The 12,989-nt window shown below is 71.7% G+C and carries 10 protein-coding genes and 1 pseudogene; 6 read left to right on the top strand and 5 right to left on the bottom strand.

What is annotated here, in order from left to right:
* Positions 1–224: 224 nt before the first annotated feature.
* The gene (locus tag HP445_RS02750; protein ID WP_111110423.1) at positions 225–1,325 is read right to left on the bottom strand and encodes a LacI family DNA-binding transcriptional regulator; all 1,101 of its coding nucleotides are present in this window, start codon (positions 1,323–1,325) and stop codon (positions 225–227) included.
* A 228-nt stretch (positions 1,326–1,553) separates the two neighbouring features.
* Between HP445_RS02750 and HP445_RS02745 the strand changes: the two genes are divergently transcribed.
* A complete protein-coding gene (locus HP445_RS02745; RefSeq protein WP_155896754.1) occupies positions 1,554–1,703 on the top strand; it encodes a hypothetical protein in 150 nt (49 codons plus the stop codon).
* Positions 1,704–1,782: 79 nt separating this feature from the next.
* On the opposite strand, the gene HP445_RS02740 is transcribed toward HP445_RS02745, so the two are convergent.
* Entirely contained in the window at positions 1,783–2,484 is a 702-nt protein-coding gene (locus tag HP445_RS02740; protein ID WP_239001395.1) for a GntR family transcriptional regulator, read from the bottom strand.
* Positions 2,485–2,582: 98 nt separating this feature from the next.
* On the opposite strand from HP445_RS02740, the gene HP445_RS02735 reads away from it, so the two are divergent.
* Positions 2,583–3,794, top strand: a complete 1,212-nt coding sequence (locus tag HP445_RS02735) for an MFS transporter (RefSeq protein WP_128781486.1) — start codon at positions 2,583–2,585, stop codon at positions 3,792–3,794.
* Positions 3,795–3,835: 41 nt separating this feature from the next.
* Here the strand turns inward: HP445_RS02735 and HP445_RS02730 are convergent, their stop codons facing one another.
* The 3 genes from HP445_RS02730 to HP445_RS02720 form a co-directional block, all read right to left on the bottom strand.
* On the bottom strand, positions 3,836–4,678 hold the full coding sequence (locus tag HP445_RS02730; protein WP_128781485.1) for a formate/nitrite transporter family protein: 843 nt from the start codon (positions 4,676–4,678) through the stop codon (positions 3,836–3,838).
* A 111-nt stretch (positions 4,679–4,789) separates the two neighbouring features.
* A complete protein-coding gene (locus HP445_RS02725; protein WP_128781484.1) occupies positions 4,790–5,956 on the bottom strand; it encodes a baeRF2 domain-containing protein in 1,167 nt (388 codons plus the stop codon).
* Complete coding sequence (locus HP445_RS02720) at positions 5,937–6,278, bottom strand: hypothetical protein (protein ID WP_128781483.1); 342 nt, start codon at positions 6,276–6,278, stop codon at positions 5,937–5,939. The genes HP445_RS02725 and HP445_RS02720 overlap by 20 nt, the downstream gene beginning before the upstream one ends.
* Before the next feature lie 208 nt (positions 6,279–6,486).
* Between HP445_RS02720 and HP445_RS02715 the strand changes: the two genes are divergently transcribed.
* From HP445_RS02715 to HP445_RS02700, 4 genes and pseudogenes are all read left to right on the top strand, one after another.
* Positions 6,487–7,845 (top strand): extracellular solute-binding protein, encoded by a 1,359-nt coding sequence (locus HP445_RS02715; RefSeq protein ID WP_128781482.1) that lies wholly within the window; start codon positions 6,487–6,489, stop codon positions 7,843–7,845.
* Positions 7,842–8,801: pseudogene (locus HP445_RS02710) on the top strand (carbohydrate ABC transporter permease); the annotation flags it as partial. The gene HP445_RS02715 and the pseudogene HP445_RS02710, both read left to right, overlap by 4 nt.
* Before the next feature lie 152 nt (positions 8,802–8,953).
* The gene (locus HP445_RS02705; protein WP_027464914.1) at positions 8,954–9,889 is read left to right on the top strand and encodes a carbohydrate ABC transporter permease; all 936 of its coding nucleotides are present in this window, start codon (positions 8,954–8,956) and stop codon (positions 9,887–9,889) included.
* On the top strand, positions 9,886–12,930 hold the full coding sequence (locus HP445_RS02700; RefSeq protein ID WP_128781481.1) for a glycoside hydrolase family 2 TIM barrel-domain containing protein: 3,045 nt from the start codon (positions 9,886–9,888) through the stop codon (positions 12,928–12,930). The genes HP445_RS02705 and HP445_RS02700 overlap by 4 nt, the downstream gene beginning before the upstream one ends.
* Positions 12,931–12,989 lie beyond the last annotated feature (59 nt).

Below are 12,989 nucleotides of genomic sequence, written 5' to 3'. Positions count from 1 at the left end.
TACGTGCTCAATGTATGCGCTTACATCGTGGCGTGCAACTGCGGGTGTTGTTTCGCGGGGCGGCACGGTGCGAGGTGTCGTCGGCGCGGGGCGTCGCACGGTGCGAGGGGCGTCGCGCGTGGTGCGAGGTTCCGTCCGTGGTGCGAGGTCGCGAGGCTCGCACCGAACACGAAACCTCGCACCACACGCCCCTCGCACGGTGCGACCTCGCGATGGCACGCACGCTACAGCGCGGGCGGGCAGCTCTCGCGCAGCAGCACCTCGACGGGCAGGCGCACGGCGCGCGGCGGCCCCTCGCGACGTTCGAGCCGGTCGACGATCGCCAGGACGGCTGCGCGCCCGAGCGCCCCCATCGGCTGGTGCACCGTCGTCAGGCGCGGCGACGAGAACCGACCGGCGTCGATGCCGTCGAACCCGGTCACGACGAGGTCCTCGGGCACGCGGAGCCCCCGGGCAGCGGCGGCGTCGAGCACCCCGAGCGCGGACTGGTCGTTCGAGCAGACGACGGCGCGCGGGACGTCGTCGGCCAGCAGCGACACCGCGAGCTCCCGCGCCCGGGCCCGCCCGAAGTCGCCGTGCACGGTGCGCACCGCCGACGCCGGCACCCCGTGGTCGGCCAGCGCCGCACGGAACCCCGCCGAGCGCTCCATGTCGTCGGGCGAGTCGATCGGCCCTGCGACGTAGGCGAGTGACCGGATCCCCAGGCGCCCGATGACGTGCGACGCGAGGGTCCGCATGCCCGCGGCGTTGTCCACGCTCACCGAGTCGAACCCGTGCGAGCGCCGGTCGTCGGCGAGCACCACGACGGGGATGCGGCGGGCGACGTGCTCGAGCAGGTCGTCGGGCACGGTCTGCGCCAGCACGGCGAGCCCGTCGACCCGGCCGGCGACGTCGTTCACGATGACGTCGCGCGACGAGCCCCGCCCGGCGGCGACCATGAGCGCGAGCCCCCGCTGCCAGGCCTCGGTCTCGGCACCGCGCAGGACCTCGTCGAAGTACAGGTTGGACGAGAACGGCTGCGTCACGTGGCGCCGGTCGTCGACCACGCGGACGCCGCCGTCGGTGACCAGGTCGGGCCGCTCGTCGGGTGCCACGTCGAACCCGGGCAGCAGCAGTCCGACGACGCCGGTGCGCTTGCCGGCGAGGGCACGGGCGTTGCCGGACGGGACGTAGCCGAGGCTCCGGATCGCCGCCTGCACGCGGTCCCGCGTGCCCTCGCGGACGGCGTCGGGCGTGCGGAGCACGCGCGAGACGGTGGCGATGGAGACGCCGGCTGCAGACGCGACGTCGTAGACCGTGGGAGGTGCGGTGCGCTGGTCGGCCAACCCGTGCCTCCCCTTCGACGTCCGCTGGTGCCGCGCCTCGCGCTGTGCGGCCGGACCATCCTAGGCATGCCGTGTGCCGGGAGTTCTCCACACGGTGCCGGAAACGCTTGCGGGACAGCGGGGGTCGCGCGACACTGTTCCGACCTCAGTACGTCCCGTGAGGAAGCGCACCAGCGGGCCGCGTGCCCGCACCGATCAGGTTGCCCACACACAGGGGAAGGACACGACATGTCACAGTCGACACGTTCCGGGAGCAAGCTCGCACTCCGCGCGAGCCACGACGAGGCCGAGGTGCGCGACGCGCTGCTCGAACGCACGGATTCGATCCGCACGTTCGACGACCTCGACGCACCGCAGGAGACGACGGACCTGCGCTAGCGGCTCGCGCCCGGCCTCCCCCCGGACACGGCCAGGAGGCCCGGGCAGGCGCCCGCGGACCGCTCACGTCCGCGGGCACTCAGCGCTCGGTCGCGCCCACGATCGTCATGCCTGCCCCGCGCAGGCGTCGGCGCTCCTGCGCGATCCAGCTGAGGAGCCGGTCGTTCGTGCCGGCGACGTGCGCGGCGACGAGGTCCGCTGCGCGGTCCGCGTCGCCGTCGCGCACGGCGTCGATGATGGCGCTGTGCTCGTCCCACGCGGCGTCGCGCGCCTCGGGCGTGCGGACCTCGATCCAGCGCGTGCGCTCGAGCCGCGTCAGGGCATCGGCGATGGCGTCGGTGACGAACCGGTTGCCACCGAGCGCGGCGAGGTCGAGGTGGAACGTCGACCCCATGCGGATGCCGGCCTGCTGGTCGGGGGTGGGCTGGAGCGCGTCGAGGTGCCCGCGGACCTCGGCCAGCTGCTCGGGGGTGGCACGCTGGACGGCCAACCGGACGGCAGCGGGCTCGAGGATGCCGCGGAGCTCGGCGAGCGAGGCGATCTCGTCGAGGTCGATCGGGGTGACCGTCCACGAACGACCCTCGTGCAGGATGAGTCCCTCGCGCTCGAGCCGCGACAGTGCGGCGCGGACCGGTGTGCGCGAGGCGTGGAACCGTGCCTCGAGCCCGCGCTCCGAGATGCGCTCCCCCGGTGCGATGTCGAGGGTCAGGATGGCTGCGCGCAGGTTGTCGTAGAGCTGGGCCGTCTGCGACACGGGCGCGGCGTCGGTCGTGTCGGTCACGGCGGACAAGCCTAGCGGCGTGACGGCGGGAATGGTATACCGTTCTGGTATACCAATCCGTTCCGCGATGGAACGACGACGAACGGCCGACACGACCCATGCCCACGACCGACGCCCCGCAGCGATCCACCACGACGCCGCCGGTCTCCGCCCGCGCCTGGACGATGCTCGCCCTCGGGGTCGCGGCCCAGGCGGCGGGGACGCTCGTCGTGTCCGCGCCGGCGCTCCTCATCCCCCACCTGCTCAGCCGCGGCACGTCCCTGCCGGTCGCCGGGCTGCTCGCGGCCGCCCCGACCTTCGGCATGGTGCTGACGCTCATCGCCTGGGGCGCGATCACCGACCGGTTCGGCGAGCGCGTCGTCATCGCCGGCGGACTCGTGCTCACCACGCTGGCCGTGGTGGGCGCCTGGCTCGCTGCGGGCGACCCGGTGCTGCTCGGGTTGGCGTTCCTGGCCGGTGGGATGACGAGTGCCTCGACGAACGCCGCGAGCGGTCGGGTCGTGGTGGGGTGGTTCCCGAAGGAGCGCCGGGGTCTCGCGATGGGCATCCGGCAGATGTCGCAGCCGCTCGGCGTGACACTCGCGGCGGTCACGGTGCCGCAGCTCGCCGAGGGCTCCGGGATCCGCACGGCCCTGGTCCTGCCGATCGTGCTGTGCGCGGTGCTCGCCGTCTGCTGCGCGATCGGGATCACCGACCCGCCACGCCCTGCCCGGGCCACGGTGGCGACGACGGCGACCGCGAACCCCTACCGATCGAGCGGCTTCCTGTGGCGGGTGCACGCGGTCTCGGTCCTGCTCGTGGTGCCGCAGTTCACCCTGTCGACGTACGGGCTCGTCTGGCTCGTGGGTCTCGGCTGGTCGACACCGGCGGCCGGGCTGCTCGTCGGCGCCGCGCAGTTCGTCGGGGCGATCGGCCGGATCCTGGTCGGTGGCTGGAGCGACCGTGCCGGATCGCGCGTCGGACCCCTGCGCATCGTCGCGGTGAGCGCCGCGGTGGTGATGGCGGTGCTCGCGGTCGTCGACGCGACGCACCTGGCCGGGGCCGCGGTGTTCCTGGTGCTCGCGACGAGCGTGACGGTCGCCGACAACGGGCTGGCGTACACGTCGGTCGCCGAGGCGGCGGGGCCGTTCTGGTCCGGCCGGGCGCTCGGGGCGCAGAACACCGGGCAGTTCATCGCGGCGAGCGCCGTCGGTCCGGGCATCGGGGCGCTGGTCGGTGCGCTCGGGTTCGCGGCGACGTTCGGCATCGTGGCGGCGCTCCCGCTGCTCGCGGTCCCCCTGGTGCCCCGACGCGACCGCTCGCACGACTGACCGCGAACGACGCCGTCAGCCTAGGCCGATGAGCGCGCTCGTCACCCCTGTTCGTGGTCGGCGCGCTGGGGATCGTCCTGGGACTCTCGTCGGCGGTCCTGCATGAGCTCCTTCGTCCGGAGCAGGCGCAGCGCCGTCACGAGTACCAGCCCGCCGAGGACGTTGAACAGCAGCGTGTACCCGAACCAGCCGAGCCACTGCCCGTAGGTGATGTCCGCGCCCGACTGGATCGCCCCGAAGACGAGCAGCGAGTCGAGGATCGAGTGGAAGAGCTGCAGCCCGGCGAGCAGGAAGCCTCCGGCGACGGCGGCGACGAGCTTCGCGGGGTCCGAGTCGGTGCCCTGCTGCATCCGCGTCATCAGGGTGATGGTGCTGCCGCCCAGGACCGCCAGCACGATGCTCTGCAGTCCGAACGGCGCGTCGACGTAGTGGTGCGCCGACTCCGAGAGCGTGGCGTGCCACTGCGGGAACGCCTGGACGACGAGCCACATGAACACCCATCCCCCGGCCAGGTTCGCCACGAGGGTGCCACCCCACAGTCGCACGAGCTGCAGCACGGTCCCCTCGCGGGCGACCACGGCGGCGACCGGCATCAGGAAGTTCTCGGTGAAGAGTTCGCTGTGCGCCAGGTGCAGCGCGATGAAGCCGATGCCGAAGGCCAGCCCGGCGAGCAGGTGGCTGTCGGTCTCGGTGAGCACGGCGAGGTACGCCATCACCCCGAGCCCGACCTCGAGGCCACCGAAGAACCCCGTGACGAGGACGGCCCGGGTCGTCCGTTGCAGCCGCTCCGCGCCCTCCTCGATGGTCGCGTCGAAGGACTCCGCGAGTTCGTCCTCCACGGGTGCGTCGCTGGTGCCGAGCTCACGTCGGCGGTCGTCGGTCATGGCGGGGACGCTATACGCGGCCGTCGTGGCGGCCCGCAGGATCGCGCCGAGACGGACGGGAGGCCCGGTACCAGCTGGTGCCGGGCCTCCCGTCCGTCGTCCGGTCACCGCTCAGGCGGCCGGCACCGCCGGTCCCACCGGCCACCGCAGCAACGCCGCGGCGGGCGCGCCGTTCGGCAGCGACGCGGCGTTCACGAGCAGCAGCTCCGCGTCGGTGAGGGCGACCGCCCGGACGATCGCGCACACGGCCGGGACCGGTCCGATGGCCGGCGCACCCGCCGCCTGCTCGGGTGCCGTGGCGATCCACGGCACCGCTCCCAGCGCGAGCAGGGTTCGATCGCCGATCGCGGCGGCGTCGATCGCGACGACCGAGGCCTGCGCCTGCTGCAGCGCCTCGACGACGGACCCGAGGCCGGTGACGGTCTGGTTGTCCCCGCGGCCGACGTGGGTGCGGAGCAGGTCCTCGAAGTCGTGCCGGCGGGTCGCGATGACCCGGGCGAGCGCGATGTCGACGTGCTCGACGAGCGCGGTCTCCGACGCATCCGACGCCCGGGGGTCGACCGGGACCTCGGAGACGACGGCGCGCGCCTCGGTGGACAACTGGTCGAGCAGGAGCCCCCGTGCGCGGATGTCCCCCGCGACCACGATGAGCTTCGGCTGCAGCCGCCGGAAGGCCTCGTCGACGGACGTGGCGACCTCGTTCTGGTTGTCGCGCCAGATCTCCTCGGTGTGGTGCTGCCACCGCAGGTGCGACCAGCCGCCGCCCTGGAACTTGTGGAGCGTGTCGGTGCGGCCCTGCACGCGCTGCTCGTCGCGACGGTCCGGCACGTCGGCGTGGCCCAGGCGGTAGGCGCGGTAGCCACCGCCCTCGCGACCGACCTCGACGATCAGGAACGGCAGGTCGAGCGGCCGGTGCGCCAGGAGCGGCAGCAGGTCGGGCACGGGGTCGTGGCCGATCGACGTCGGGGCGTGCATCGCCCCGGGCAGGACCTCGCTGAGCACGAGTTCACCGTCGTGCACGAGCACGTACCGGCTGACCGGCGCGGGCACCCCCGGCGTCTCCTCGAGTTCGGCCATCACCGTGTCGATGACCTCGGCGTCCGCCCCGGCCGACCGCAGCACGTCCTCGGCCTTCCGGCGCTGCAGGGCGGCGAGGTGCTGCGGGTCCTCACGGTCACCGGACGCGTCGACGTAGGCCCACGTCCACGTGCCCCCGCGCTTCAGGCGTTCGGCGATCCCGGACTGCAGGTGCGGGGCGTCATTCTGCGTCAGAGCCATCGGCGCTGCCCTCCCCGGTCTCGGTGCGGTACACGGTCGCGTCGGCTCCGTCGCCGTCGCCGGTGGGCAGGGGGTCGGCCCGGTCGGCGTCGTCCTCGGGGAGCACGTCGGTGGTGTCGTCCTGCAGCTCGCCCTCGAGCTCGCCGTCGTAGCCCGACGCGGCGAGGGTCTCCGGGCCGTCGGTGTCGTCGGGGACCGGCTCGGACTGCCGGAACTCCTCGACGTGGGCGTTGCTGCCGTGCCCCTGGACGATGCTCTGCGCCTCGTGCGCGAGCTGCTCGTCGAGTTCGGGGCGATGGGTGGTGTTCCCGCGTTCGGTCATCGCTTCTCCTCCCGGTCGTGCCACCGGCGGCCTTCGCCGTCCGGGGCGTCGGTGTCTGCTCTGTGACCCCACCGTCCGCGCCCAGGCCTGGGGCCGTTCCAAGGTGCGCAGGGAACGCGCAGTGTCGGTACGGTCACGAAACCACAACGGCGTTCGGTTCTGTGATTGGGTGTCGACAACCCCGATCAACGACGAACGGAGTGCGGCAATGGCGCCACGACCACGACCCATCACGAGACGACACCTGTTGGGCTTCGGCCTCGGCACCGCGGCGGCGGGACTCCTCGCCGGCTGTGCGGTCCCGGGCTCGACCAACGTCAACAAGGCGGCCCTCGTGCCCGCCGCGGCCTCGGGTGAGACCGTCCAGCTCACCTACTGGGCCTGGCTCAAGGACCTGCAGAAGGTCTGCGACGTCTGGAACAGGACACATCCGGACATCCAGGTGTCGGCGAACTGGATCCCCGGCGGCAACAGCGGCGGGTACCAGAAGATGTACTCCGCGCTCGCGGCCGGCGGCGGCCCGGACATCGGGCAGGTCGAGCTCCGGCAGATCCCCGAGTTCATGCTCGCGAACGGCCTGGTCGACCTGGCCCGGTACGGCGCGAAGGACTTCGAGTCGAAGTACGACGAGGCTGCGTGGGCGCAGGTGTCGTTCGTCGACGGCATCTACGGCATCCCGCAGGACACCGGCCCGATGGGGTTCTACTACCAGACCGCGATCCTCGAGCAGGCCGGCGGCGAACCCCCGGCGACGTGGGACGAGTGGCGTGACCTGGCCGACAAGGTCCGGAGCACCGGCAAGCAGAACTACCTCGAGGTGTTCCCGGTCGCCGACGCGTCGCCGTTCGCCGCGTACGCACAGCAGGCCGGAGCGCGCTGGTTCAAGGTCGACGGCGACGAGTGGGTCGTCGACATGACCGACGACAAGACCCTGATGGTCGCGGACTTCTTCGACGGGGTCATCGACGACAAGCTGGTCGACACGAGTGCCGGTGCGTACTCCCCCGGGTGGTACGCCGCGGCCGCGAGCGGCAAGATCGCCGCGGTCACGAGCGCGAGCTGGGGTGACGCCCTGATCGAGTCGGTGCAGGGCGGCGAGGGCAAGTGGAAGGTCGCCCCGATGCAGAAGTGGGGCGACGACGGCTTCGGATCGAGCGCCATCGGCGGTTCGACGGCCGCGGTGCTGGCGAACGCGAAGCACCCGAAGGAGGCGCTCGAGTTCATCACGTGGATGACCACCTCGAAGGAGGGCATCGACGCGATGATCAAGCACTGCGGCATCGGCTGGTCGCCCGCGGTCGACTACATCGGGGCGCAGCGCGAGAAGCCGTCGAAGTGGTTCTCCGGCCAGAACTACAACGAGGACGTCTTCGTGCCGGCTTCGAAGGAACAGAACGTCGACTGGTCGTGGTCCCCGGTGACCCAGTCGGCCTTCACCAGCCTGCAGAACCAGTTCCGCCGCAAGCTCACCTCGGGCCTGAAGCTCAGTGACGCCGTGGAGCTCGCACAGCGGGAGATCGTCCAGTCCTTCAAGGACAAGGGCCTCAGCGTCAGGACGGCACGATGACCCAGCAGACCACCACCCCACGGTCCACCGGCCGACCGGCCGGCGGCACGCCCGCGTTCCGCACGAGCACGAAGGCCACGAGCGCGCAGAAGCGTGCCCCGTGGATCCTGCTCGCCCCGTTCCTGGCCCTGTTCCTGCTGACGTTCGTCATCCCGATCATCAGCGCCCTGTTCCAGTCGTTCACCACCGTCGACCGTGAGGGCCTGTTCGGCGAGGACGGTGTGGTCGGCCGGTTCGCCGGGTTCGACAACTACGCGATCGCCCTGCAGGACAGCGGGTTCGTCGCCTCGATCGGCCGCATGCTGCTGTTCGGCATCGTCCAGGTCCCGGTGATGATCATCGCCTGCACGATCCTCGCGCTGCTGCTCGAGTCGGCGAGCGCCCGCTGGCCGGGCTTCTTCCGGGCGATCTACTTCATGCCCTACGGCGTCCCGGGCGTCATCGCCACGATCCTGTGGTCGTTCCTGTACGTGCCCGGCCTGTCGCCGATCGTGTCGCTGCTGCAGTCGATGGGGCTGCAGCCGGACTTCCTCGGCGCCAACAGTGTGCTGTGGTCGATCGCGAACATCGTCACGTGGACCTACACCGGCTACAACATGCTCATCATCGTGGCGCAGCTGAAGTCCATCCCCGGCGAGGTCTACGAGGCCGCCAAGGTGGACGGTGCGAACGCGTTCCAGGTCGCGTGGCGGATCCAGATCCCGCTCATCGCACCGGCCCTGGTGCTCACGACGGTGTTCTCGATCATCGGCACCCTGCAGCTCTTCGCGGAGCCGCAGATCCTGTCGACCGTGGCCCCGGCGATCGACACCGAGTACACGCCGAACTACGCCGCCTACACGAACGCGTTCGCGTTCAACGAGTACGGCGTCGCGAGTGCGCAGGCGGTCATCATCGCGCTGGCCGCGTTCATCCTGTCGTTCACGTTCCTCGCGCTGACGAACCGACCGCCCAAGGACGAACGCGACCGACGCAAGCGCGCACGGCGCGACGGCCGGGAGGCCCGCACCGCGCTCCAGACGCGCGCTGCGGCGGGCAGCACGGTCACCACCCAAGCCGACCCGGGCCTCCAGGCCGGTCGCGTCGCGACCACCGAAGGGACTGACCGATGACCAGCGAAGCCATCGAAGCGCCGGCCACGGCGAAGACCGCCGTCCCCGTGGACACCACGTCGATCTCGGCGCACCAGCGCCGCAAGCTCGACCGGTCGCCGCGCTCGCAGATCGTGGTGACGGGCATCCTCGTCGTCGTCGCGCTGTACTTCATCGTCCCGCTGTACTGGGTCGTCATCGCCGCGACGAAGACCACGGGCGCGCTGTTCTCGACCAACGGGTTCTGGTTCGGCGGCGAGTTCGCGCTCTGGAGCAACCTGCAGCAGGTGTTCACCTACGACGGCGGCATCTTCGTCCGGTGGATCGCGAACAGCATCCTGTACTCCGGCGTCGGTGCCGTCCTGGCGACCTACTTCGCCGCGGCCGGCGGGTACGCGCTGGCGAAGTACGACTTCCGGGGGCGCCAGTTCGTGTTCGGCACGATCCTCGGCGGCGTGCTCGTGCCGGGGACCGCGACGGCACTGCCGCTGTTCCTGCTGTTCTCGTCGATGGGCCTGACCGACACGTACTGGAGCGTGCTCATCCCGAGCCTGGTGTCACCGTTCGGCCTGTTCCTGTGCCGGGTGTACGCCGCCGCGTCGGTGGACACCACCCTGCTCGAACAGGCACGCATCGACGGTGCCGGCGAACTGCGGATCTTCCACACCGTGGTGCTCCGGCAGATGACCCCGGCGCTCGTCACCGTGTTCCTGTTCCAGGTGGTCGGGATCTGGAACAACTTCTTCCTGCCGCTCATCATGCTGGCAGACCAGAAGCTGTACCCGATAACACTGGGTCTGAACAACTGGCGCTCGCAGGTCGACCGCCTGCCGGAGTTCTACCAGCTCACCACCGGCGGGGTGCTCGTCTCGGTCATCCCGCTCGTCATCGCCATCATCGTCCTCCAGCGCTTCTGGCGTGGAGGCCTCACGGAAGGATCGGTCAAGGGTTGACCCACTCCGCACTCTCGTCCACCGCACCCGGCTCCGACTCGCGGCTGGCACCCCGTGCCTGGCTGCACACCGACGCCCCGTCCCTGTCGCTGAACGGGGACTGGCGGTTCCGGTGGTCGCCCGTCGCCTCGGTCTCCGAGGACCTCGCGACCGAGGGTGGGGAGGACGACGACCCGGCCTGGGGCGAGCTCCCGGTGCCGTCGCACTGGGTGCTGCACGGACACGGCGCACCGAGCTACACGAACCTGCAGTACCCGTTCCCGATCGACCCGCCGCACCCGCCGGAGGAGAACCCGACCGGTGACCACCGCCGCACCTTCGAGCTGCCGTCGTCGTTCGACGGCGCCGGCCGGGTGCTGCTGCGGTTCGACGGGGTCGAGTCACACTTCCGGGTGTGGCTGAACGGGACGCTCGTGGGGTGGTCGACGGGCTCGCGCCTGGCGACCGAGTTCGACGTCACCGAACTGGTGCGCCCGGGGGCGAACGAGCTCGCGGTCCGGGTGCACCAGTGGTCGGCGGCGTCCTACCTGGAGGACCAGGACCAGTGGTGGCTGCCGGGCATCTTCCGTGACGTCACCCTGCTCGCCCGGCCCACGGCGCCGATCGACGACGTGTTCGTCCAGGCCGGTTGGCGAGCGACGCTCGGCACGGCCGCCTCGGCGGGCACCGCGGCGTCGGGACGGCCGGAGACGGGGACCGGGACGATCACGTTCCCGACGCTCGACGCGGTGTTCCCGGTGCGGTTCGCGGTGCCCGACCTGGGCGTCGACGTGACCTGGGCCACGGCGGACGACGTCGCGCCGATCGAGGTCGAGGGCGTCGAACCGTGGAGCGCCGAGCTGCCGAAGCTGTACGACGCGACGCTGGCGACCGGTTCCGCGGCGGGCGGCTCGGGCGGTGCCGCCGGTGGCGAGGTCGTCTCGCTCCGGCTCGGGTTCCGCACCGTGTCGATCGTCGGCGACCGGTTCCTGGTGAACGGTGAGCGTGTGGTGTTCCACGGCGTGAACCGGCACGAGACCCACCCCGTGCGCGGCCGGGTGTTCGACGAGGAGCACGCCCGCGCCGACATGACGCTGATGAAGCGGAACAACGTCAACGCCATCCGCACCTCGCACTACCCGCCGCACCCCCGCGTGCTCGACCTGGCCGACGAGCTCGGGTTCTGGGTCATCCTGGAGTGCGACCTGGAGACCCACGGGTTCCTGTTCACCGACTGGGTCGGCAACCCCTCCGACGACCCGGCGTGGGCCGAGGCCTACCTCGACCGCATCGCCCGCACCGTCGAGCGCGACAAGAACCACGCATCGATCGTGATGTGGTCGCTCGGCAACGAGTCCGGCACCGGCCGGAACCTCGCGGCCATGTCGCAGTGGGTGCACGACCGCGACGCCGAGCGCCCCGTGCACTACGAGGGCGACTACACGGGCGAGTACACCGACGTCTACTCGCGGATGTACCCGACGCTGCAGGAGACCGAGTCCATCGGCGGCGGCACCCCGACGCCCCTGCTCGGCTGCGGCCCGGCCGAGGCCGCACGGCAGCGGTCGAAGCCCTTCATCCACTGCGAGTACGTGCACGCGATGGGCAACGGTCCCGGGCAGATCGCCGAGTACGAGGCCCTGGTCGACCGGTACCCACGGCTGCACGGCGGGTTCGTGTGGGAGTGGCGAGACCACGGCCTGCTCGCGAAGACGCCCACGGGCGAGGACTACTACGCCTACGGCGGGGACTTCGGCGAGGTCGTGCACGACGGCAACTTCGTCATGGACGGCCTGGTACTGCCCGACGACACCCCGACACCCGGGCTCGCCGAGTTCGTCGCCGTCGTGGCCCCGATCCGCCTGGCGGTCTCGGACACCACGGTGCTGGTCGAGAACCGGTACCACTCGGCCTCGACCGCCGGGCTCCGGCTGTGCTGGACCCTGTCGCGGAACGGCGTCGTCGAGGCCTCGGGGCGCCTGTCCACGGGCATCGTCGCCGCTCGGGAGTCGGCGACGGTCCCGGTGCCCTCCGAGGTGCTCGCCGCGGCCACGTCCGAACTCGCACCCGGCGACGAGCTCTGGTTCGACCTGACCGTGGAACTGGCGGGGCCGACCGCGTGGGCGGACACCGGCCACGTCGTCGCACGCACCCAGCGGCTCGTCGCAGCGCGCGCGGCGGACGCACCACGGGCCTCCCGGCAGGGGTGGGACGGCGACCGACTCGGTGACGGCACCTTCAGCGCCCGCGGTGACCTGGTGTCCTGGAAGGGCCACGAGGTCGCCGGGCCCCGCCTGGAACTGTGGCGTGCGCCGACGGACAACGACAGCCTGGCGTCACAGGGCGGCTACGAGACCGCGGACCCGGTGCTCACGCACGGGGTCGGCGACCCGACCGCTCCCCCGTCTGCGACGCGCTGGCGCGACCGAGGGCTGGACCGGCTGACGCACCGGCTGGTGTCGGTGTCGCGCACCGACTCCGGTCTGGAGCAGCGTGTCCGCGTCGCGGCGGCGAACAGCGGGTGGGGCCTCGAGGTCACGCACCGCTGGACCCTGACGTCCGACGGGCTCGTGCTGCAGACCGACGCGGTGCCGTTCGGCGCCTGGGACGTCACGTGGCCGCGGATCGGGGTGCGGTTCGACCTGCCGGCATCGCTGGCGGATGGGGACGCGACCTGGTTCGGGACCGGACCGCTGGAGTCGTACGCCGATTCCTCGCACGCTGCACGTGTCGGGCGGTTCACCGCGCCGGTGCGCTCGCTCGGGGTGGAGTACTCGCGGCCGCAGGAGACCGGGCACCGGCCCGACCTGCGGGCGCTGTCCGTCGGGCCGTTCACGGTGTCGACGGTCGGGTCGCGCCGTGCGGGGTTCACCCTGTCGCCGTGGACCGCGCAGCAGATCGACCGCGCCGAGCACCCGTACGAGCTGCCGACGTCAGACCACCTGTACCTGTACCTCGACGCTGCGCAGCACGGGCTCGGCAGCCGGGCGTGCGGGCTCGATGTGCTGCCGGAGCACCAGCTCTGGCCGCAGGCCTTCAGTTGGAGCGTGCTGCTGGGCTAGGCGGGGTCGGCGCTACCGGAACCAGGTTCCGGACACAGCACCGCGCATCGGCGTGGTTC

This window comes from Curtobacterium flaccumfaciens, from assembly GCF_013359815.1.
Lineage (GTDB): Bacteria > Actinomycetota > Actinomycetes > Actinomycetales > Microbacteriaceae > Curtobacterium > Curtobacterium flaccumfaciens.
Note: the sequence above shows the minus strand (reverse complement) of the source record. Positions and strands in the feature narration are given on the sequence as shown.